This is a genomic window from Microbacterium elymi (genome assembly GCF_021582895.2).
GTDB classification, from domain to species: Bacteria; Actinomycetota; Actinomycetes; order Actinomycetales; family Microbacteriaceae; genus Microbacterium; species Microbacterium humicola.
In genome coordinates this window covers 2,225,352-2,246,546 of the sequence record NZ_CP091139.2, presented here as the reverse complement: position 1 = coordinate 2,246,546, position 21,195 = coordinate 2,225,352, and the positions used below count along the sequence as shown (strand labels likewise).

Annotated in this window: 18 protein-coding genes and 10 pseudogenes; 7 read left to right on the top strand and 21 right to left on the bottom strand. The window is 68.9% G+C overall.

Annotated elements, in window-relative coordinates; translation table 11 throughout:
* Positions 1 to 278 precede the first annotated feature (278 nt).
* From L2X98_RS12180 to L2X98_RS22330, 3 genes and pseudogenes are all read right to left on the bottom strand, one after another.
* The gene (locus tag L2X98_RS12180) at positions 279 to 650 is read right to left on the bottom strand and encodes a Gfo/Idh/MocA family oxidoreductase (RefSeq protein WP_259611075.1); all 372 of its coding nucleotides are present in this window, start codon (positions 648 to 650) and stop codon (positions 279 to 281) included.
* Between the two features lie 103 nt (positions 651 to 753).
* Positions 754 to 852, bottom strand: a pseudogene (locus tag L2X98_RS22335) (dehydrogenase); the annotation flags it as partial.
* Between the two features lie 136 nt (positions 853 to 988).
* Positions 989 to 1,282 (bottom strand): annotated as a pseudogene (locus L2X98_RS22330) (Gfo/Idh/MocA family protein); the annotation flags it as partial.
* Positions 1,283 to 1,410: 128 nt separating this feature from the next.
* Here L2X98_RS22330 and L2X98_RS21130 point away from each other — a divergent pair.
* From L2X98_RS21130 to L2X98_RS21120, 3 genes and pseudogenes are all read left to right on the top strand, one after another.
* Positions 1,411 to 1,644: pseudogene (locus L2X98_RS21130) on the top strand (GntR family transcriptional regulator); the annotation flags it as partial.
* A 101-nt stretch (positions 1,645 to 1,745) separates the two neighbouring features.
* Positions 1,746 to 1,877 (top strand): annotated as a pseudogene (locus L2X98_RS21125) (UTRA domain-containing protein); the annotation flags it as partial.
* Between the two features lie 79 nt (positions 1,878 to 1,956).
* Positions 1,957 to 2,154, top strand: a complete 198-nt coding sequence (locus L2X98_RS21120) for a UTRA domain-containing protein (RefSeq protein ID WP_354002767.1) — start codon at positions 1,957 to 1,959, stop codon at positions 2,152 to 2,154.
* 2 nt (positions 2,155 to 2,156) lie between these two features.
* On the opposite strand, the pseudogene L2X98_RS12165 reads toward L2X98_RS21120, so the two are convergent.
* The 3 genes and pseudogenes from L2X98_RS12165 to iolC all read right to left on the bottom strand — a co-directional run bounded on the left by L2X98_RS12165 (position 2,157) and on the right by iolC (position 5,524).
* A pseudogene (locus tag L2X98_RS12165) lies at positions 2,157 to 3,660 on the bottom strand (CoA-acylating methylmalonate-semialdehyde dehydrogenase).
* A 26-nt stretch (positions 3,661 to 3,686) separates the two neighbouring features.
* Positions 3,687 to 4,581 (bottom strand): annotated as a pseudogene (locus tag L2X98_RS22325) (Cgl0159 family (beta/alpha)8-fold protein).
* Positions 4,574 to 5,524, bottom strand: a complete 951-nt coding sequence (gene iolC, locus L2X98_RS12155) for a 5-dehydro-2-deoxygluconokinase (RefSeq protein WP_259611073.1) — start codon at positions 5,522 to 5,524, stop codon at positions 4,574 to 4,576. Before iolC ends, L2X98_RS22325 begins: the two are co-directional and overlap by 8 nt.
* Positions 5,525 to 5,732: 208 nt before the next feature.
* Here iolC and L2X98_RS12150 point away from each other — a divergent pair, with 208 nt between their 5' ends.
* Positions 5,733 to 6,434 carry an MgtC/SapB family protein gene (locus tag L2X98_RS12150; RefSeq protein ID WP_259611072.1) on the top strand — a complete coding sequence of 234 codons (702 nt, stop codon included), beginning with the start codon at positions 5,733 to 5,735 and terminating at the stop codon, positions 6,432 to 6,434.
* 43 nt (positions 6,435 to 6,477) lie between these two features.
* Here the strand turns inward: L2X98_RS12150 and L2X98_RS12145 are convergent, their stop codons facing one another.
* From L2X98_RS12145 to L2X98_RS12090, 14 genes and pseudogenes are all read right to left on the bottom strand, one after another.
* On the bottom strand, positions 6,478 to 7,290 hold the full coding sequence (locus L2X98_RS12145; protein ID WP_259611071.1) for an inositol monophosphatase family protein: 813 nt from the start codon (positions 7,288 to 7,290) through the stop codon (positions 6,478 to 6,480).
* 66 nt (positions 7,291 to 7,356) lie between these two features.
* Entirely contained in the window at positions 7,357 to 9,399 is a 2,043-nt protein-coding gene (locus L2X98_RS12140; protein ID WP_259611070.1) for an HAD family hydrolase, read from the bottom strand.
* 24 nt (positions 9,400 to 9,423) lie between these two features.
* A complete protein-coding gene (locus L2X98_RS12135; protein ID WP_259611069.1) occupies positions 9,424 to 10,221 on the bottom strand; it encodes an HAD family hydrolase in 798 nt (265 codons plus the stop codon).
* A 1-nt stretch (position 10,222) separates the two neighbouring features.
* Positions 10,223 to 10,711 carry an inositol monophosphatase family protein gene (locus L2X98_RS12130; protein ID WP_259611068.1) on the bottom strand — a complete coding sequence of 163 codons (489 nt, stop codon included), beginning with the start codon at positions 10,709 to 10,711 and terminating at the stop codon, positions 10,223 to 10,225.
* Positions 10,712 to 10,787: 76 nt separating this feature from the next.
* Positions 10,788 to 10,931 (bottom strand): annotated as a pseudogene (locus L2X98_RS21105) (inositol monophosphatase family protein); the annotation flags it as partial.
* A 135-nt stretch (positions 10,932 to 11,066) separates the two neighbouring features.
* Positions 11,067 to 12,044 carry an ABC transporter substrate-binding protein gene (locus L2X98_RS12125; RefSeq protein WP_259611067.1) on the bottom strand — a complete coding sequence of 326 codons (978 nt, stop codon included), beginning with the start codon at positions 12,042 to 12,044 and terminating at the stop codon, positions 11,067 to 11,069.
* Positions 12,045 to 12,273: 229 nt separating this feature from the next.
* Positions 12,274 to 12,993, bottom strand: coding sequence for an ABC transporter ATP-binding protein (locus L2X98_RS12120; protein ID WP_259611066.1), 720 nt, complete (start codon positions 12,991 to 12,993; stop codon positions 12,274 to 12,276).
* 16 nt (positions 12,994 to 13,009) lie between these two features.
* Positions 13,010 to 13,249, bottom strand: a pseudogene (locus tag L2X98_RS21100) (spermidine/putrescine ABC transporter ATP-binding protein); the annotation flags it as partial.
* Positions 13,250 to 13,553: 304 nt separating this feature from the next.
* A pseudogene (locus L2X98_RS12115) lies at positions 13,554 to 15,074 on the bottom strand (ABC transporter permease); the annotation flags it as partial.
* A gap of 396 nt (positions 15,075 to 15,470) precedes the next feature.
* Entirely contained in the window at positions 15,471 to 16,139 is a 669-nt protein-coding gene (locus L2X98_RS12110; RefSeq protein ID WP_259611064.1) for a histidine-type phosphatase, read from the bottom strand.
* Entirely contained in the window at positions 16,090 to 16,917 is an 828-nt protein-coding gene (locus L2X98_RS12105) for a histidine-type phosphatase (RefSeq protein WP_259611063.1), read from the bottom strand. Before L2X98_RS12105 ends, L2X98_RS12110 begins: the two co-directional genes overlap by 50 nt.
* Before the next feature lie 129 nt (positions 16,918 to 17,046).
* A pseudogene (locus L2X98_RS12100) lies at positions 17,047 to 17,887 on the bottom strand (SDR family oxidoreductase).
* A gap of 31 nt (positions 17,888 to 17,918) precedes the next feature.
* Positions 17,919 to 18,677: an enoyl-CoA hydratase/isomerase family protein gene (locus L2X98_RS12095; protein WP_259611062.1), complete on the bottom strand. Its 759-nt coding sequence runs from the start codon at positions 18,675 to 18,677 to the stop codon at positions 17,919 to 17,921.
* A complete protein-coding gene (locus tag L2X98_RS12090; RefSeq protein WP_259611061.1) occupies positions 18,674 to 19,435 on the bottom strand; it encodes an SDR family NAD(P)-dependent oxidoreductase in 762 nt (253 codons plus the stop codon). Before L2X98_RS12090 ends, L2X98_RS12095 begins: the two co-directional genes overlap by 4 nt.
* A 149-nt stretch (positions 19,436 to 19,584) precedes the next feature.
* Here L2X98_RS12090 and L2X98_RS21095 point away from each other — a divergent pair, with 149 nt between their 5' ends.
* Entirely contained in the window at positions 19,585 to 19,773 is a 189-nt protein-coding gene (locus L2X98_RS21095; protein ID WP_354002764.1) for a DUF488 domain-containing protein, read from the top strand.
* Positions 19,760 to 19,933: a DUF488 family protein, N3 subclade gene (locus tag L2X98_RS21090; RefSeq protein WP_354002763.1), complete on the top strand. Its 174-nt coding sequence runs from the start codon at positions 19,760 to 19,762 to the stop codon at positions 19,931 to 19,933. The genes L2X98_RS21095 and L2X98_RS21090 overlap by 14 nt, the downstream gene beginning before the upstream one ends.
* Positions 19,934 to 20,036: 103 nt before the next feature.
* Here L2X98_RS21090 and L2X98_RS12080 read toward each other — a convergent pair whose 3' ends face one another.
* A complete protein-coding gene (locus tag L2X98_RS12080; protein WP_259611060.1) occupies positions 20,037 to 20,516 on the bottom strand; it encodes an HNH endonuclease family protein in 480 nt (159 codons plus the stop codon).
* Positions 20,517 to 20,761: 245 nt separating this feature from the next.
* Between L2X98_RS12080 and L2X98_RS12075 the strand changes: the two genes are divergently transcribed.
* Entirely contained in the window at positions 20,762 to 21,127 is a 366-nt protein-coding gene (locus L2X98_RS12075) for a hypothetical protein (protein ID WP_259611059.1), read from the top strand.
* The last annotated feature ends 68 nt before the right edge of the window (positions 21,128 to 21,195 follow it).

Below are 21,195 nucleotides of genomic sequence, written 5' to 3'. Positions count from 1 at the left end.
ATGCGGGGTGCGCCGCTCGATGTCGGCGACCGGGTCGATGTCCGGATCGTGGAGCACGACCGGGATGAAGCCGCCGACGGCGGCAAGACCGTAAGCGGCGAGAAGGTCCCGCCGGGCTTCGGGCGCGCCGGGGAGGAACCCGTCGGGACCGAACTCCGTACCCGCGAGGCCGATGTCTCGCATGTCGCCGAGCACGCGCTCGACCGAGAGTTGGTGCCCCCATCCGGGAACCTCGCACACGCCCCAGCTGATCGGCGCGCCGGCGATGCGCCCGCCGGTCATCCGCGTACCTCGGCGATGCGCACGGTGCGGCCCTCCCGACGCGAGCGGTCGGCCGCCTCGGCGGCGTACAGCGCCTCCAGTGCGTCGCGCGGCGTGCACACGACGGCCGCGCCCGAACGGACGACCTCGATGAAGGCGACGAGCTCGGCGACGTACGCATCGGCGAATCGCTCGAGGAAGCCGGCCCAGGGGGCGTCGGCGGGGAAGGCGACATCCGGCTCGGCGCTGCGCACCGGTGTCTTGTCCGACAGCCCCGCCACGACGGTGCCCGCAGTGCCGGCGGCTTCCAGACGCACGTCGTACCCGGCTCCGTTGTAGCGCGACCCCTGCATCGTGACGAGCGTGCCGTCGTCCAGGGTCAGGAGCACGACCGACTCGTCGACGTCGCCGGCCTCCGCGAAGAACGCTTGCGCCCCGGTTGGCGCCGAGGGCTGTCACGCTGTCGACCTCACGGCCGCTGACGAATCGGAGGATGTCGAAGTCGTGGATGTGGCAGTCGCGGAAGATGCCCCCGCTGTGCGGCACGTACTCGGCGGGCGGTGGCGCGGGATCGCAGGTGAGCAGGTGCATCCGACGCAAGCTCGCCCACCTGGCCGCCATGGACGGCGTCGCGCACTCTCCGGTAGCCCTCGTCGAAGCGTCGCTGGAAGCCGATCTGCACAGGTATGCCGCTCGATTCGACCTCGGCCACCGTGGCGACGGTGTCGGCCAGCGACTGCGCAACCGGCTTCTCGCAGAACACCGGCACTTGCGCGCGGACGGCCTCGCGGATGAGGGCGGCGTGCTGTGAGGTGGGAGCGGCGATCAGCACCCCGTCCGGTTGCGCCGCGAACAGCGCCGCAGTGCCCTCGGCCGCAGAACCGCCGACCTGCTGGGCGACCCCGCGCGCACGATCGCCGTCGACGTCGCAGACGATCACCTCGTCCACGTCGCTGCGTGCGGCCAGCACAGCAGCGTGCTGGCTCCCGATCCTGCCCGTGCCGATCACTCCAAGTCGCATTCGGACCTCCATCGCTCCTTCTGCCCATCATCGGGCATCCTCAATATGTTAAAACATTCCGACAATAGGACACAACGCGGTCGTTAGTCCTATCATCGGAGGGACGAACACCGCTCTTCGGGGGACCCATGGAAAAGATCTCGCAACTGTTTCTCGACGTGGACCGATCGGGTCCCGTGCCGCTGTACTACCAACTCGCCCGACGCATCGAGGCGGCGATCGAACGCGGCGACCTTCCTCCGGGATCCAAGCTCGAGAACGAGATCAAGCTCGCCGAGCAGTTGGGGCTTTCGCGCCCGACCGTCCGTCGGGCGATCCAGGAACTCGTCGACTCGGGACTGCTCGTGCGCCGGCGCGGCGTGGGCACCCAGGTCGTGCACGGCCGCGTCAACCGCAAGGTCGAGCTGACCAGTCTGTACGACGACCTGCAGCGCTCGCACATGAGCCCGAGCACGATGCCTGCCTGCATGAAGTCACGCCGGCCCCCGACGAGGTCGTTGAGGCCCTCGGCATCACCACGGCGACTCCCGTGCTGCGCATCAAGCGCCTGCGCTACGCCAACGAGACACCATTCGCGCTCCTGGAGAACTACCTCAGCCCGCAATTCTCGGATCTCGACGTCTCGCTGCTGAAGGATCACGGCCTGTACCAGCTTGCGCACGCGCGGGACGACGATGCGCGTGGCCAAGCAGCGCATCGGCGCCCGTGCAGCGACGGCGGAGGAAGGCGCGCTGTTCCATCAGCCGGTGGGTTCCCCGGTGCTCACCATGTCGCGCACGCTGTACGACGACTCGGGGAACGCCATCGAGTTCGGCAATCACTCCTACCTCCCGGACATGTACTCGTTCGAGATCACTCTCGTGGACAAGTAGCCTCAGTCGTTGCCGGGAAAGCCCATGCTGAGTCCGGCGCTCATGTGCTCGGGCCAGCGCAGGGTGACGGCCTTCTCTCGAGAGAAGAACTGGAACGACTGGGGGCCGTACGCCTTCGTGTCGCCGAACAGGGAGTCCTTCCAGCCCCCGAAGGAGTGGAATGCCACCGGCACCGGGATCGGCACGTTCACGCCGATCATGCCCACATGCGCGTCGCGCTGGAAGCGCCGGGCGGCGCCGCCGTCGGCGGTGAACAGCGCGGTTCCGTTGCCGTAGCGCGACGTGTTGATCAGAGCGATCCCCTCGGCGAGGTCGCGCACCCGCACCACCGAGAGCACCGGCCCGAAGATCTCGTCGGAATAGACGGCCGAGGAGGTCGGGACCCGGTCGATGAGGGTCGGGCCGAGCCAGAAGCCCGCGTCATCGCCGTCGACGGTGATGTCCCGGCCGTCGCGCACGACGGTGGCGCCGTCCTGTGCGGCGACATCGATGTACGACGCGACGCGCTCGCGGTGTTGCGCCGTCACCAGCGGACCCATGTCGCAGTCGCGCCGTCCGTCGCCGACCCGGAGCGTCGCCGCACGCTCGTCGATGCGGCGCACGAGATCGTCGGCGATCTCCTCGACGGCGAGGACCACACTGACCGCCATGCAACGCTCCCCGGCCGAGCCATAGGCGGCACTGACGGCGGCGTCGGCGGCCGTGTCGAGATCGGCGTCGGCGAGGACCAGCATATGGTTCTTGGCTCCCCCGAACGCCTGCACCCGCTTGCCCTGCGCCGAGCCGCGCTCGTACACGGAGCGCGCGATCGCCGTCGAGCCGACGAAGGAGATCGCCGCGACATCCGGGCTCTCGATGAGCCCGTCGACAGCCTGCTTGTCACCCTGCAGCACGGTGAAGACGCCTTCGGGCAGACCGGCCTCCGCCAGCAGCTCGCCCATCCAGACGGCGGCGCTCGGGTCCTTCTCGCTCGGCTTGAGGATCACGGCGTTGCCGGCGGCGAGGGCGATCGGCGCGAACCACAGGGGCACCATGGCGGGGAAGTTGAACGGCGAGATGATCGCGACGACGCCGAGCGGCTGGCGGAAGGTGAACGCATCGACACCGGTGGAGACGTTGTCGGAGAACTCGCCCTTCGTCAGCTTGCGCGAACCCCGTCGCGAATTCGACGACCTCGAGGCCGCGGGCGATCTCGCCCAGCGCATCTGAGACGACCTTTCCGTGCTCCTGCGTGATCAGCAGCGCGAGTTCGTCCATGCGGGCGTTCAGCAGCTCGCGGAATGCGAACATGACACGCTGCCGACGGGTTACCGACAGGTCTCCCCAAGTCGGGGCGGCGGCCCTCGCGCTGTCGACGGCGGCCCGCACATCGGCGTCGTCGGCCAGAACGACTGCGGCCCGGGGCGTGCCGAGGGCCGGGTCGTACACCGGTGCTGTGCGGGCACCGGAGCCGGTCGTGCGGGCTCCGTCGATCCAGTGCGGGATGACCGGGGTGTGTGTGTCCATGGTGCGTCTCCTTGTGATGTCGGCTTTCAGCGCGCAACGGCCGGCGTCGGCGCGTGCACGATGCTCGCGGCGGTGGCCACCGCATCCGCCACCCGTCCGTCCTCCGGGTACAACAGCCGGCGCCCGGCGACGACGCCGTGCACCCCGGGAAGGACGAGGGCGTCCTGCCATGCGCGGTAGATGTCATCGGCGCCGCTGTCGGGGTCGCCGCCGAGCAGCGGCACGGGCAGGGTGGTGGCGGCCATGACCTTCTCCATGTCGGGCACGACCGGCAGCTTCAGCCAGGTGTAGGCGGAGGTGTCGCCGAGCCCGGCCGCGATCGAGACCGCCTGGACCATCGCGTCGGCCGTCAGGGCGTTGACCACCCGGCCGTCGCGCCGGGTCGTCAGGAACGGCTCGATCATGATCGGCAGCTGCAGCGCCGCCGACTCGCTGACGAGCCGCCCGACGGTCTCCAGCATGGGGGCGGTCGCAGGATCCTGGAGATCGATGCGCGCAGCACCTTCCCGAAGTCGAGGCCCGCCCGCGACAGGGCGCCCGGCGTGTACGCGGTGACGCGGTCGTCGAGTTCGAACACGGCTCCCGGCAGGCCCGCCCGGTTGATCGATCCGGCGATCACCTTGTCGTCGAGGACGCCCATGATGAGCAGATCTTCGACGATGTCGGGAGTCGCCAGCAGGCCGTCGACACCGGGACAGGCGAGCGCGACGGCGAGTCGGTCGAGGAGGTCGTACCGGTCGCTCATCGCTGACTCGTCCGACCCGACGCGCAGCGCACCCCGTGCCGGGTGGTCGGCGGCGATCAGCACGGCCGCCCGTCGTCGCGCGCGATCGGTCGCGTCACCCGCCGGCGGGCGAGCTCCGCGATCTGCTCGGGTTCATGCAGGCGGATCCGCCGGATCTGCTCGTAGGTGTCATTCATGGGATCCTCCCGACATGATCGCCTCCACCTCGGCGGTGCTCGGCATCGCCGTCGAGCATTCGCGGCGGCCGGCCACGATCGCCCCTGCCGCGTTGGCGAAGCGAAGACTGCGCTGGAGTGACCACCCCTCCAGCAGGGCATGACACAGGGCGCCGCCGAAGCCGTCGCCGGCGCCGAGGCCGTTGACGACGTCCACCGGATGCGCGGGGACCTCGACGGTCTCCTCGGCCGTGCGCCCGAGGACGCCCAGGGGCCCGCGCTTGACGACGGCGAGCTGTACGCCCCGCGCGAGGAGCGCGTCGGCCGCCCGATACGGGTCGGTCTCCCCGACCGCGACCTCGCACTCCTCGGCGTTGCCGATGGCGACGGTGACGTTCGGCAGCGCCTGGGCGACCGCCTGCGACGCCTCGGCACGACTGCTCCAGAACATCGCCCGGTAGTCGAGGTCGAGCACGGTCAACGGTGCCCGGCCGCGCGCATCCCATGCCGCGTGATGGGCCGAGCGGCTCGGCTCGGCACTCAGCCCCGTCACCGTCGCCCAGAAGATGCGCGCATCGCGGATCACCTTCGCGTCGAGCTCGTGCGGTTCAATCTGCAGGTCCGGGGCCTTGGGCCGGCGGTAGAAGTAGAGCGGGAAGTCATCGGGCGGATAGATCTCGCAGAACGTCAGCGGGGTCTGTTCGCCGGGCAGCGCCGCTACCTGGCTCACGTCGACGCCGAAGCGGCCGAGCTCGCGGGCGATGAAGCGCCCGAACGGGTCGTCGCCGACGCGGGTGATGACGCCGGCACGGCGGCCGTGCACGGCGGCGGCGATCGCCACGTTGGTGGCGCTGCCGCCGACCGACTTCGTGAAGGTCTCGACGTCTTCGAGTCCCACGCCGGAACGCGTGGGATACAGGTCCACGCCGACTCGGCCCATCGTCACGACGTCGTGCGGGCGCATCCCGGTGCCTTCTTCGGCCACAGCGGCCCATCCCTTCTGGCTGGCGAACTGCCTCGTATATGTTCTAACATACTGACATAGCTTCATCCAAACCCGGATGTTCTCGGCGGTGAGACGCAATGTCGGAGGAAGTAAATGTCACTACATATGGACGTATCGGCACTGTTGTCGCTCACAACGGAGCCCAGCGGCATCGAGCTGGCCCTCCGTGTGCTGTTCGCCCTCGTCGTGGGCGCAAGCCGTCGGGCTCGAGCGCCAGTGGCGGGCGGGCCTCGCGGGCCTGCGCACCAATGCCCTCGTCGCCACCGGCGCGGGGCTGTTCGTCGTCATGGGGGCGTACGCGTTCGGCAACGGCACGAGCGCCGACCCCACCCGCGTCGCCGCCCAGGTCGTCTCGGGCATCGGGTTCCTCGGCGCCGGAGTGATCCTGCGCGAGGGGCTGAACATCCGCGGTCTGAACACCGCCGCCACGCTGTGGTGCTCGGCGGCGCTCGGATGCCTCGCGGGCATGGGAATGTACTTCGTGGCGGCGGTCGGCACTGTGGTGATCATCGCCGCGAACATCCTGCTGCGGTGGCTCGGCAAGTCGGTCAACCGGCGCAGCCGTCGGGCGATGGCGATGACGCCGGACGAGACCGAGTACGTGTTCGAGGTCGTCACGAGCGAGAAGTCGGAGCCGCGCGTGCGCGCCCTGCTGCTGCAGACCCTGAACAGGCCCGAGTACAAGCTGCTGGCGGTGTCGGCGTCACACAAGAAGAACAGCAGCACCGTCTCCCTGCAGGCCTCGCTGCAGTCGGCACTGGAAGATGCCGGGCCGCTGGAGCGCGCGGTGTCGCGCATGACGCTCGATCCCAAGGTGAAGAAGGCGCGCTGGTGGATCAACGACGACGACAACGAGGACGAGTACTGAGACGGATGCGGGCGGTCCGGCGGCCGCCCGCATCCCGCTCCGCTCATCCGGTGATGGCTTCCGCGACCGCGTCGAGGGTGGGGCACTTCAGTCCCGCGACGGTGGCGACGTATCCGGGGCGGTGGTGCCAGGGGGCGTCGGCGGCCCCGCCCATGGCACGGTAGACGCCACCGGCCTGGGTGAGGATGAATCCCGCGGCCGACACATCCCACGGGTTCACGCTGAAGCCCGCCGCCGCGTCCACCCAGCCGGCCGCGACATGGCAGACGCTCATGGTCGCGCTGCCGGGTCTGCGCAGCGCGCGGTGCGCCCCGACGAGGGCACCGAAGCGCTCGAGCGCCACGTCGCCGTGCGCATCGATCTCTCGCGCGTTGGGATAGCCGGTGATGAGGGTGGCCTCGGCCTCCGTCTGCGCGCCCTGTGCCCGCAGTGGGCGGTCATCGAGCCAGGCACCGCCGACATCCGCCGAGAACAGGATGTCGGCGACCGGGTCGTAGACGACGCCCGCGACGATCTGTCCGTCCACCTCCGCCGCGATCGACACGCACCAGAACGCGAAGCCCACGGCGAAGTTGCTCGTCCCGTCGATGGGATCGATGTACCAGCGCACGCGACCCTCGCCGGTCGCGCCGCCCTCTTCGCCCAGGAAGGACGAATCCGGCACGTCGGCGGAGATCTGCGCGACCAGGGCATGCTCGGTCGCCTTGTCGTACTCGGTGACGATGTCGCGCGCGTCGCGTTTGAAGCCGAGTGTCATCTCGCCGCGGAACGCCCGTCGCAGCGGATCCCGCTGCGCGCGCGCGGCGGTGGCGGCGGCATCTTTCAGCCGGCGGGACTCGGTCGCTTCGATGGTCATGCTCTCGTCCTCTCTCATGGCTGCGGGGCCGCCTTCCGGCGACCCCGAGCGTTGTCCCGTGTGGGGTCAGCCGGCGTAGTTGACCTGCCAGAGGTCCTGCCAGTACTGCCGGGAGTCAAGATCCTTGTCCGCCGTCGACGTGTCGGTCACGTACAGCTGGTCGAGCACCGCTGACACGCCGCTCGCCTCGTCGGCGGGCAGCTCGACGCCCTTCAGCACGGGGGGCTTGCCGTCGGAGGTCTGCGGCTCGATGCCCTCCTCGGTGAGGAGGTAGTCGACGAACAGCTTGGCGGTGTTCGGGCTCTTGGTCTGGGCGGCGATCAGCGCGACCTTGGGGTACATCCGACCCGGCCACGGCGACATCGTGTCGCACAGACCGAGCTTGTAGCCGCTGTCCTCGTTCTCGCGGAACTTCGAGGTCGCGATGTCGCCGAAGAACGGCTTGTCCTGCCCGGGGGCCCCGATCGACTCGGCGATGTTGTCCGAGCTCTTGTTCAGCAGCGGGCCGTTCTGTGCGAGACGCTTGACCCACTCGGCCGTCGCGCTGTCCTCATCAGTATTCAGGTCCTCGCCGAAGAACTCCTTGTAGGCGGCGGCGACCTCGTCGTCGGCGTGGGTCGCGAGCTGGTTCCAGAAGTCGGTGTCCTGCGGCTTCAGCAGCGGGTCCTGCAACGAGACGCGACCCTTCCAGTCGTCGGTGGTCAGCGCCCACATGTTCTCCACCGGGCAGGTCTTGTACGCCTCGGTGTTGTAGGCCCACACGTTCGCACTGAAGTTGATCACGAGCGGGTCGCGCATGTCGGCGGGGACGACATCCGTCTTGTCCGGCGGCATCCAGCTGGTGACATAGCCGCGCGGGATGAGCTCGCCCATCGCCTCGGCGGCATCGCTGAGCAGGATGACATCGCCCTGCACGTTGCCCGACTCGCCCTCGCGGATGACCATGTCGGCCTGCGCGTCGGCCTCGACCTTCACGCCGGTGGCCTTCACGCCATACTTCTTCGAGAAGGCCTCGGCCATGTCGACGATCTTGCCGGTGGAGTCGTAGACGGTGATGCCGTCCTCCTCCTTGGCCGCCGCGATGAGCTTGTCGAGCGTGAATCCGTCGTCCGGGATGCCGATCTCGACGTCGCCGGTGGCTTCGGCCTGAGGCGCGGAGGACGGCGCGCACCCCGCCAGGGAGAACCCGAGGGCGAGGGCGCCGAGCATGCTGAGTGCGGCGACACCCGTCCGCCGCGTGGTGGTGCGTTTCATTGACTTCCTTGTCTGTGATGGTGCTACACGGGGGTGGATTGGGTCTGCGATGGGAGGGCGGTGCCGACGGCATCGAGGAACAGCTCGCGCAGGCTCGAGGGGGTCGGTGACGATGGCGTGCGGGCGGATGGCGAGGTCGTACGGCTGGTCGTACGTGTCGCGCGCCTCCATGATGATGTTGCCGCCGACGCCGGCGCGGGCGCCGCACAGCGCATCACGATCGAAGTTGTCGCCGACGTACCAGCAGTCGGGGACGGGCACTGCCACGGCCTCGGCGCCCAGCACGATCATCTGCGGGTTGGGCTTTCGCACACCGACCTCGTCGCTGTAGATCTGGGCGGCGAACCGATCGGCCAGCCCGTACGCGTCGAGGTAGTCACGGTGGACGACTCCCATCAGCGTGTTGCTCACGATCCCCACCGGAACCCTGGCGGCATCGGCGGCGTCGAGCAGCTCGATCATCCCGACGCGCGTGCGGCGGGTCTGCTTCAGCTCGCCCATCTGCCGGCACAGCTCGCGCGCGCGCTCGGTCACCCAGTGCAGTGCGGGCGCCGGCCAGTCGGCCGCGACGAAGTCCGCCCAGAACTGCTCGTACCGCAGCTCGGCGGGGGCGAACGGCCGCGACATGGCGTCCTTCCACCGCGAGTCGGCCTTCGCGCCGGCGCGCAGGTCGCGCTCGACCGCCACCACATCGAGCAGGTCGATGCCGTCGGTGTGCATCTCGGCGACCAGCTGGCGCGCGAACACGAGCTGCCAGTCGGGGTTGTTCTCCGTCTCGACGACGACACCGCCGAAGTCGAGCAGCAGGGCACGGGGCAGGCACAGCTGGTCGGAATGGTCGGGTGTGCGGGGCATGTGATCTCTCTCCGGGTCGGGGTGCTACGAGCCGCTTCGGCTCAGGGAGTCTTCGAACAGCGCATGCAGGGCATGACCGTCGGGGACGACGGCGTCAGGCTGCTCGTCGAGGTCGTAGGGCAACTCGTAGGTGCTGCGGGCCTCGACGATGATGTTCGCGCCGACGCCGGCGCGCCGACCACAGACCGTGTCGCGGTCGAAGTTGTCGCCGACGTACCAGCAGTCGGCGACCGCCACGTCGATCGCACGGGCGCCGAGGACGATCATCCGCGGGTTGGGCTTGCGGATGCCGACCTCGTCGCTGTAGATCTGCGCGGCGACGAGGTCGGCCAGGCCGTTCTCGTCGAGGTACGCGCGGTGCACCTGTCCGCTGAGCGCATTGCTGACCACCGCGACGGGGATGCCCTGCCGGCGCGCCGTCATCAGCAGCTCACGGATGCCCGGCCGCGTGGCGCGGTGCGCCTTGGCGAGGGTGAGTCGCCGGCACAGCTCCTTCGCGTCGCGGATGACGGCTTCGCGTGCCGGGGCCGGCCAGTCCGCGGCGACGAAGTCGCCCCAGAACTGTGCCCAGCCGAGCTCGTCGGGCGCGAACGGCCGCGACATCGCGTCGCGCCAGTTGCCGGCGCTGGCCGTGCCGGCGACGATGTCGCCGACGACGCGGCGGCGGCTCGGCACGGCGTGGGCGCCGAGACTCCCGGCGAGGAGCTCGTGCACTTCACCGCCCAGGCGCTGCTGCCAGCCGACGGCGCGCTCGGACTGCACGATCACCCCGCCGAAGTCGAGCAGGAGCCCTCGTGGCGTCGTCAGGACGGCTGTCGGCATCTCAGTTCCTGCCTCGACGCCGGGAGAGCGTCTCGATGACCGACTCGAGCGTGGGGTACTCGGCGCCGCGGCCGACGCCGAAGTAGTCTTCGGCGTGCTGGAGCGGTGCGGACTGCTCGCCGCGGGTGTACCCGCGATAGCGGCCCCCGGCCTGATGCAGGATCAGCAGGCCCGCGGCCACGTCCCACGGGCTCGTGGCGAAGCCCATGGTCGCATCGGCCCAGCCGGCCGCCACATGCGCCAGGTTCAGGGCGCCGCTGCCGAGGTTGCGGACCGCCTGGAAGTTCTCCAGCAGGAGCCGATGCGCCTGCAGCGCATCATCGCCGAACATCTTGATGTCGATCGCCGCCGGGAAGCTCGAGACGATCGTCGCCCCCGCCTCCGCCGCCGAAGCGTCGGCGGACAACGGTTCGCCGTTGCACCAGGCACCCGTCAGATCGGCCGAGAAGAGGTTCTCTGCCATCGGGTCGAAGACGACGCCGGCGATCACGCGTCCCTCCACCGCTTGCGGCGATCGACACGCACCACAGCGCGATGCCGCGGGCGAAGTTCGACGTGCCGTCGATGGGGTCGATGTACCAGGTGACGCGACCGTCGCCGCTGGTGCCGCCCTCCTCACCGACGATGACCGAATCGGGTACGTCTTCGAGGATCTGCGCCACGATCGCCGTCTCGGCCGCTTTGTCGTGGACTGTCACGATGTCGTGCATGTCGCGTTTGAAATCCACGCGCATGTCGGTACGGAACGCCCGGCGCAAGCTGGTCGGCGACGCCGCGAGCGGCGGCCTTTGCGGTCTCCCTGAGTGCGGCCGACTCGGCGGTCAGTGTGTCTTCGAGCGCCTCGATCATCCGTTCACCCGCCAGAAGTCCTGCCATTCCGGAAGGGCCTCGTAGTCGTCCTTCGCGGTCGTGGCGTCGAACTGGTAGATCTGGTCCCAGATGTCGCCGACGCCGCTCGGCTCGTCGTCCGCCGGCGGAACCGTCGAGTTCGTGGAGAACTTGCCGTCTGCTGTCTGCGGGGCGATGCCGTCCTTGGTGTAGACGTAGTGCACGAACAGCTTCGCCGCGTTCGGGCTCTTGGTCCCCGAGGCGATCACCGCGGCCTTCTGATACGCCCGGCCGGAGAACGGGTCGATGTCCTTGCATAGGCCGAGCTTGAGGCCGGCATCATCGTTGTCGCGGAACTTCGCCGTGCTGATGAACGCGAGGAACTGGTCCTTCTGCCCGGGTGCGCCGGCCGTCGTGGCGGCGTCGTCGTCCGACTTCGTGACGAGTGGCTCGTTCGCTGCGAGGCGCTTGACCCATTCCGCCGTCGCGCTGTCCTCATCGGTCTTCAACGGCTCGCCGAACTTGGTCTCGTAGGCCTTCGCGATTTTGTCGTCGGCGTGCATCGCCCACTGGTTGAACCAGTACATGTAGTCGCTCTTGAGCAGCGGGTCCTGGAACGACAGGTGGCCCTTCCACTTCGCGTCGGTGAGATCCCAGATGTTCTTGACCGGGCACGAGTCGGCGAGCTCCGTGTTGTAGGCCCAGACGTTCGCCTCCTGCGTGATCACGGCGGGCGACTGGTACTGGGCGGGCACCTCGTCCTTCAGATCCGGTGGGAACCAGCTGACGACGTAGCCCTGGGGCACGAGCTCGGCCTCGATGGCCGAGACGTCGGTGTTCAGATACACATCGCCGCGCACGTTCTTCGACTGCGCCTCGCGAGAGACGACGTCGAGCTGCTCGCCGGCCTTCATCTTCACTCCGGTGGCCTTGATGCCGTACTCCTTCGTGAAGGACTCCGCCATGTCGGTGATCTTCCCGGTGGAGTCGTACACCGTCAGCGGCCCCTCCTTCTTGGCTTGCGGCGATCAGGGCGTCGAGTGAGTAGTCGGCGTCGGCGATGCCCAGGGCGGCCGGGGCGGATCCTGGTTCGGCGGGGGCCGACGACGGGGCGCAGGCTGTCATCAGCAGCCCTGCCGTCGCGAGGCCGGCGACGGCGAACAGCGTCGTTCGCGTCAGACGGGATTTCGTGTCAGTCATCATCTCTCCTCGGGGGTTCGGATGTCAGAGCTGGGACAGGAGCGTGTCGGCTAGCGTCGAGCGCGCTCCCTCGGTATCGAAGACGTGCAGGTCCGCGGGCTTGACCCAGGCGCGGACGTCGCCGCCGATGGCGACGGTGGGCGGTTCGCTCGTGATCATGAAGAGCTTCTGGTCGGCGGCGGTGAGTTCGACGATCCAGCTCCCGCCGGTGGGGAGGATGCCGCTGACCTCGGCCGGGCAGTGGAACGCGACATCCGGCACCGGCGTCTGCTCGGTGGCCAGGTGCACGGCCTCGGGACGGATGCCGATCGAACCCAGGTCCTTCAGCTTGCCCAGTCGCGTGCTGGCGTAGCCGATGGCGGCGAGGCCGAGGCCGCCGGCGGCGTCGTTGGCGAGTTCGACGATGTTGATCGGCGAGTTGCCTACGAACTCCGCGACGAAGCGGTTCGCGGGCCTGTTGTAGATCTCGTCGGGCGTGCCCACCTGCTGCAGAACGCCCTCACTCATCACGGCGATCTTGGTGGCGAGGGTCATCGCCTCCCACTGATCGTGCGTGACGAACACGATGGTGGTGTCGAACTCGCCGTGCAGGCGCTTGAGCTCTGCGCGCATCTCGAGCCGCAGCCGCGCATCGAGGTTCGACAGTGGCTCGTCGAGGAGCAGCACGTCGGGGCTGACGGCGAGCATCCGGGCGAGGGCCACGCGCTGCTTGCCCGCCGGAGAGTTGCGAGGGGTAGCGATCACGGTACTTCTCGATGCCGAGAGCCTTCATGACGGCTTCGGCGCGAGCGATGCGGCTCTTCTTGTCGACCTTGCGCAGACGCAGGCCGAACTCGACGTTGTCGCGGATACTCAGGTGCGGCCACAGCGCATAACTCTGGAACACCAGGCCCATCCCGCGCTTCTCCGGTGGCACGAAGACGCCGTCGTCGACGGCGTCGACCGCCCGCTCGCCGACGACGATCTTGCCCCCGGTGAGGTGCTCGAGCCCCGCGATCATGCGCAGGGTGGTGGTCTTGCCGCAAGCCGGAGGGACCCAGCAGACACATGAATTCGGCGTCCCCGATCTCGAGGTTGAGATCCTGCACGGCGCTTGTGCCGCCGCCGCCGTAGTTCTTCTCTACGCGCTCGAGGTTGATCGTCGGCATGTCTACTTGCCCATCCCATCTGCGAGGTTGCTCCCCGCGAGCTTCTGTCCGAGAACTGTTCCGAAGAAGGCGAGCGCGGCGACCATCAGCACGACGACGTTCGCCGCCTGGTCGTAGCCGTAGTCGACCAGCTTGCACGGAGTAGGTGGTGAGCACGTTCGTGCCAGGCACGGCGAGGATCACCACGAGGCTCAGGCCCTTCACGCCCGAGATGAACGGCAGCAGGATCCCGCTGGAGAACGAGCTCTTCTGGATGGGGATCACCACCCGCCGCATCCGCGTCCACCATCCGGCCCCCGCCACCTGGGCGGCCTCCTCGGGGTCCTTGCCGAGCTGCATCATGGCCGAGATGCCGGCCCGCGACGCATAGGGCATCTGCTCGGCGATGAACGCGAGCACGAGGATCGCCCAGGTGCCGTAGAGGGCGGGGATCGGGCCGCGCTGAACAGCGAACAGCGACAGATACGCGACGGCGAAGGCGATCCCCGGTACGAGATACGGCAGGAACGTGACGTTTCGCAGCATCCATCCCACGGGTCTGACCGGGGTGCGCACAACGACGTAGCCGACGAGCAGTCCGAGGATCCCGGCGGTGACCGACGCCACGCCGACCATCCAGAGGCTGTTCCAGGCCGCCAGCCAGAAGTCGCCGGTCAGCAGGACGCCGTTCTTCATCGCCACCGTCGGCAGATCATGGCCGATCCAGTAGTCGAGGGTGAAGTTGTCCCAGGTGAACTTGCCCGGCACCTTCATCACAGTGGTGAGCAGCAGCGTCATCAACGGCAGCACCACGCTGAATGCGAACACGGCGATCGGCACAAGCGTCATCGGCGTCCGCCAGCGACCGAGCTGCGTAATGCGGTCCATCGAGCCCTTGGAGCCGATCGTGACGAACTTGCGCGCTTCGCGCACCATCCAGGCGTCGACGACCAGGGAGACGATGCCGATGAGGATGATGGCGCCGGCGATCACCGCGGCGACGCCGGTCTGGCGCGAGGAGATGTTGCGGTACAGAGACGTCGCGAGCACGTCGTAGCGCACGGGCATGCCGAGCACATACGCGACGCCGAACTCGCCGAGGCACTTCGCGAACATGAGGATGATCGCCGAGGTGAGCGAGGGGAGCATCAGGGGAATGATCACCCGACGGGCAACCGTGATCTTGCCTGCCCCGAGGATGCGGGCCGAGTCCTCGAGCTGCGAGTCGAAACGTCGCAGCGCGTTGCCGAACAGCAGGATGACGAACGGCGCGTAGTGCAGTGCCAGCACCAGCGAGATGGGCATGTAGCCATAGGCCGCCCAGTTCGGCGGTTCGATGCCGAGGGTCTCGAGCCAACCCGCCTGTCCGCCGACCTTGCGGTTCTTGAAGAGGTTCGTCCACGCCAGCGCGAACGTCCAGGCGGGGAGCATGTAGGGGACGATCAGCGCGGTCATGAACCACTTGCGACCCCAGATGTTCGTGCGGCTCAGCAGCCAGGCCAGCACGCCGCCGATGAGCAGGGCCAGCACGATCGCGGTGACGGCGATCGAGAGCGTGTGCCCGAGCGGCCGCCAGAACAGGTCCGCCGCCACAGGCGAGGCGAAGACGCGCTTGAGGTAGTAGGCGGTGATCGATCCGAAGTCACTGCCCGCGCGGCTCTCGTCGCCGTACTGCACGCGCACAGCGTCGCTGAGCATCGTGACGATGGGCACGACGATGAGGTAGAGGAAGAGGGCGAGCGCGGCGATTCCGATGATCGTCGTCGGCTCGCGGAACGAGATCTTCAGCCGGTAGACCCAGCGACGGGAGCGCGTGCGCGGCCCGCGGGGGGCGGTGGTGTCGCACCGGGGCTGGTGTTCTCGTGTGCCGGAGCAGTGAGGGTTTGACTCATCGCAGACGCCGTCGTCCTTCATCATCCAATTCGTCGATGCCACGGTGTCGAGCACCGCGTGCCATGGGGCGGGTGGCCGCGTCCATGTCCGTATGTCCTTACAATAACACAAGGGCCCTCCGTGTCCAGTCTTTGTCATGACAAGCCGGACAGACGAAGGGGGCGCCCGGGTCACCCGGGACACCCCCTCGTCGACGTCGTTCTACCGTACGGCGGAAAGGCAGCGCGTCAGTTCATCGACGCTGTAGAAGAAGCTGTTGCGGTGGATCGGCCGGCACTCCCCGCCGAAGGCGGTCTCCTTCTCGTTGTAGAGCATGCGCACAATCGTCCGGTCGTGGGGTCCCTGGTAGACATCCCACTGCAGATTGGCAGCCATCGGCGCCACCTGTGCGCCGCGCCACGGGTTGTCGGCGTAGGCGAACAGGTCGCCCGGCGTCTGCTGCACAGTGCTCCCGGGAAGTCGCAGCAGGGCCACCAGCGGAATGATCTCCTCCGCATGGGCGAAGCGGAACTGGGCCGCATACTCCTGGTCGCCGTCGGCGGCCGCCTCCACGGAGTCGAGGAACGCGTCCACGAGCACGTGTGACATCCCGAAGGTGACGTCGGAGCCGGCGAAGGCGGGTCCCTTCTCGTAGAAGTCCTTCCCGTCGGAGAGGTAGGCGAAGGTCGCGGCATCCTCATCCGTCAGGTAGGGCGTCATATCGACGTCGGCGTCGAGCGCCATGCCCGGCGCGATGACGTACAGCTCGTAGATGTCGGCGGCCACGTCGACCGCGCTCTGGAGGTGGGTCTTGCCCTTGCCGTGGTCGACGAGGTCGAACTCACCCGCGTCGATGCGGGCGACGAACTCCGGCGTGAACAGCCTGTTCACCACATCGCGCGCAGTGGTCGCGATGACCGGCAGCTGCCTCGAGTTCGGCATCCACATCGGCCAACTGGTCCGACTCTTCATAGTCGAGATAGGCCGGATCGCTGTCGTGGAAGTACAGCAGGTCCTTGTCGTAGGTCTGAGGCTGGATGACAGCAGCCAGAGCAGGGTCGGCGCTCTCCAGTCCGTCGACGAAGCTCTCGGCACTGTCGACGGCACGGTCGACGCCCGACGAGACGATGCTGATCGGCGTGTTCTTCTGCACCGCGGTGGTGAACAGCGCGCGCATGCGCGTGACGGCCCGCTCGGCGATCTGCTCCTGCTCCTGTGCGCCCAGCGTGCTGAGGATGCCGTAGCCGAGCTCATCGTGCACGGCGATGATCTCCTGCAGATCGGTGCCGAGCTGTTCGCCGAGGGCCGTCAAGCCGCCGTCGGCGTCGGCGATCTGCCACAGCTGCCAGAGCAGGTCGTCGTACTTCTTGCTGGACAGCGCGCGGGAGCCGTGCCGGCTGACGTGCTCGATGAGCACGGCATGGTAGCTCCGCGGAGCCTTCTCGTAGGTGCGTGCGTCCTGGAACGGCTCGTACACGGCCTTCGTCCCATAGAGGTTCCCGGTCGTGCGCACCTCCTGCTGCTGACCCTGGTGGTTGCCGTGGCCGTGGCCCTCGCTCTGCCCGTGCGCGAGCGCCGGGCCGCCCTGCGTGAGCAGCGCAGCGGCCAGCACCGCCGTGGTCAGCGCCGCTGTGACGCATCCGCGTCGACGCAATCGATGAGACATCATCGTCCTCCTCTTCGCCCGAAGGCTTCGGTGAGGCGTCGCCGTGCACGCGGCACGCACATCGAGTCGGATCGGCGCAGCCCCTATTTGTCAGGACAATAGGATGTCTAAGCAACTGCTGTCAAGCGCGACTCAGTCGAGGAAGATGTCCGGGAACAGCTCGGCGTCCGGCGTGCCGGGCACGGCGGCGTAGCCGGAGAAGTCGTCGACGCCGGCGGCGGCCAGCACCTCTTCGACGATCAGCGACTGCCCGGTGAACTCACGCGCCGGCTGGGTGATGACCTGGTAGGCGGCGTCGGCGTAGATCTCCGGCGTGCGGCTGGCCCGCATCATCCGGTCGCCGCCGAGGGCGAACTGCACCGCCGCGGTGGCGATGGTCGTGCGCGGCCAGAGCGTGTTGGCGGCGATCCCGTCGGCGGCGAACTCGGCGGCCATGCCCAGCGTCGCCATGCTCATGCCGTACTTGGCCAGCGTGTACCCGGTGTGCGCGCCGAGCCACTTCGGCGACAGGTTCAGCGGCGGGGACAGGGAGAGGATGTGGGGGTTCTCGGCATCCTTCAGGATCGGCACGGCCGCGCGCGACAGCATGAACGTGCCGCGCGTGTTGACGTCCTGCATCAGGTCGTACTTCTTGGCCGCCAGCTCGAGCGAGCCGGACAGGTCGATCACGCTGGCGTTGTTGATCACGATGTCGATGCCGCCGAACTCGCCGCGGGTCTTCAGCACCGCCTCGGTGACGTCCTCGTCGTTGCGCACGTCGCCGACGATCGGCAGGGCGTTGCCTCCGGCATCCCGGATCGCCGTGGCCGCCGTGTGCACGGTGCCCTCGAGCTTGGGATGCGGGGTGTCGGTCTTGGCGAGCAGCGCGACGTTCGCGCCGTCGCGCGCCGCGCGCAGCGCGATGGCCAGGCCGATGCCCCGGCTTGCCGCCGGACAGGAGGATGGTCTTGCCGGCGAGAGGGGTGTCGGTCATGTCGGGTCTCCTGATCGGGTCGGGGGATCGGTCAGCGCTGTGCGAACGCCCGGATGCGGGCCTGGGCCTCGGCGGTGTCGAAGGCGACGCCGATCGAGCGGGCCTCCTCGCTCAGCTGCTCGATGAACGTGCGCGCGGGCTGGCTGCGGATCAGGCGCTTGGCCTGGCCGTACGCCCCGCGGGCTCCGGACAGCCAGAATCGGGCGACCTCTTCGGCGCGCAGCCCGACGGCGTCCGGCGCGGCGATCTCGGCGATCAGCCCCCACTCCAGCGCCTCGGTGGCCGACAGCATCCGGTCCTGGAGCGACGAGCCCAGGGCGCGCCGCTCGCCCACCGCGCGGGTCAGCTGCGCGGTCACCGAAAGGTCGGGGGTGAGCCCGACGTTGGCGTATCGGCTGCCGATCTGCGAGTCCTCGCCCACCACGGCGTAGTCGCTGGCCATGAGGATTCCCAGGCCGCCGCCGGCGGTCGTGCCCTGCGCGGCGGCCACCACCGGCACCGCCGATTCGGTCAGCGCCCGGATGCCGGTGTTGATGACCTCGGCCAGCGCCGTGATCTCGGACCCCGAGCCCATGTTCTGGGCCATGTCGCGGACGTCGCCGCCCGCGCAGAACGCGCGGCCCGCGGCATCCAGCAGGATCGCCCCCACGTCGTCACGACTCGTGGCCTCGCGGGCGACGTCGGCCCAGGTCTGCGCCGCCTCGGCATTGAACGCGTTGAGCCGATCGGGCCGGTTCAGTGTGATGCGGGCGAGACCCTCCTCTACCTGCAGCAGGATCGGGGCGCTCATCGCGGTGCCATCCGGATGGCGCCGTCGAGGCGGATGGTCTCGCCGTTGAGGTAGCCGTTGTCGATGATGGACAGCACGAGGCGGGCGTACTCGTCGGGGACGCCGAGTCGTGCCGGGTAGGGCACCTGCTGGCCGAGCGAGTCCTGCGCCGCCTGCGGGAGTCCGGCGAGCATCGGGGTCTCCATGATGCCCGGGGCGATCGTGCACACCCGGATGCCGTACCGCGCCAGCTCGCGGGCGATCGGCAGGGTCATCGCGTGCACGCCGCCCTTGCTGGCCGAGTAGGCGGGCTGCCCGATCTGGCCTTCGAAGGCGGCGACCGACGCGGTGCTGACGACCACGCCGCGGTCGCCGGTGTCGGTGGGCTCGGTCTTGGCGATGGATGCCGCGGCCTGCGAGATCACGTTGTACGTGCCGATCAGGTTGACCTGGATGACCTGGGCGAAGGCGGCCAGCGGCGACGGCTCGCCGTCGCGGTCCAGCACCTTGGCGGGCGGGGCGATCCCGGCGCAGTTGACGACGACCCGCAGCGGGGCGGCGGAGGCGGCGACCTCGACCGCCGAGGCGACCTGCGCCGGGTCGGTGACGTCGGCGGCGGCGAACGTGCCGCCCAGTTCGGCGGCGATCTCGGCTCCCCGCGACTGCGGCAGGTCGACGATCGTGACCCTCGCGCCCTTCTCTGCCAGCCGCCGCGCGGTGGCCAGGCCGAGGCCGCTGGCGCCGCCGGTGACGAGGGCGGATGCTCCGCTGATCTCCATCTGTTCTCCTTCGAACCGTCCCGAACCGTCTCGAACCGCCGACCTCGAGCAGCCGACATTCCGTGCCAGCATACGCGGGACTCAGTCTCACCGTGTGCGGGCCGGCGGCGTTCTCCCCAGGGTAGCCCGGACGGGTGTTGACTGGGGGCATGGAGATCCGGATCAAACGGGTGTATGCCGAGGCCGAGGCATCCGACGGGTTCCGGGTGCTGGTGGACCGGCTGTGGCCGCGCGGGCTGTCGAAGCAGAAGGCGCAGATCGACCTGTGGGACAAGGATGTCGCCCCCAGCACCGAGGCTGCGCACGGCGTTCCACCACGATGGCATGCCGTTCGATGAGTTCGCGCGGGCATATGCCGCCGAACTGGCGGGGAACCAGGATGCGCTGGACGCGCTGCGGCAGAGCATCGCCGGGCACGACGTGGTCACGCTGCTGTTCAGCTCGCAGGATGCCGACCACACCCACGCCGGGCTGCTGCGCGACGCGCTCGCGGCCTGACCCCGTTCTTCTTCGAAATCGTACGATTTGGCCGACTGCACATGAAACTTGGCCGAAATTGATGTTCACTCGGCCGGATCGTACGATTTCGCCGCCCGGCGGGTCAGCCTGAGCGCCAGCGGGCGCGGGTCTGGCCGGCCTTGACGCTGCACACCATGGGCGTGCCCTTCGTGGTCACGCCGTGCGCGCCGATGGGCGCGCAGAACGACCCGGGATGCACCGTCTTCGGCGCGGCGGGCTTGGGCGCGGCCGGCTTCGGGGCGGGCGCCGTGCCCACAGCATCCGGCATCAGCGTGATCGTCCCCGCGGTGGCGGCCTTCTGCTGCGGGCACGTCTGCAGGATCCGGGTCATCGCATCGCGCTCGGGCGGTGTCACCCACAGGTCGTAGTCGGCCTTGACCGTGATCTGACGGGCGACGTATGCGCAGCGATATCCCTTGGCCTTCGGCAGCCAGGTCGCGGCGTTCCCGGCCCCCTTCTGCGCATTCGACGGCCCGTCGACGGCGAGCAGGTTCAGCGGATCGTTGGCCAGCGCCTCGCGCCGGGTCTGGCTCAGCCTGCTGAGCGCCGCTTTGCCAGGCATCCATCAGCGCGACGACGTGGTCGATCTGCACCGCGTTGGAGGTTCCCCGGCCCCGCACGAAGCTGATGGTCTTGCCGGTGTACGGGTCGTGCAGCATGCCGGTCAGCACGAGGCATCCGTGCGTGCCGGCCTTGATCACCACCCTCGTCAGATCGCGGCGCAGGATGTCGTTGCGGGTATCGCATCCGTTGCGGTCGACGTCCTTCCACGCCTGGCCGAAGACGACGGTGCGGTCATAGCCGGTCTTGGGCGCACGGCCCTTCACCGGGATCGTCGCCAGCAGTGCGAGCGCGGTGCCGGCGGCCGGAGGGCGGGATGTCGGGGTCGGCGTCGCCGTCGGCGTCGCCGTCGCCGTCGGTGTCGGCGTTGGCGTCGCCGTCGGGGTCGGGGTCGGCGTCGGCGTGGTCGTCGCGGTGGCCGCGGCATCCGCTGCCGGTTGCTCGGTCGCCGACGTCGACACGGATGCCGGGGGCGCGGCATCCGGCGGAAGGGTGGCGCCATACACCCCGGTGCCGGTGATGACCACGGCGCAGGCGACGATCGTGACGACCGCGCCCGCGGCCCGCCCCTTCAGCCCGGCCCAGGAGGGGCGGCCGATCAGCAGCGTGTAGAGCCCGGTGCCGAGCGCGACCAGGCCGGCCATGATCAGCAGGCCGCCCAGTCCGGTCGCGCTGACGGC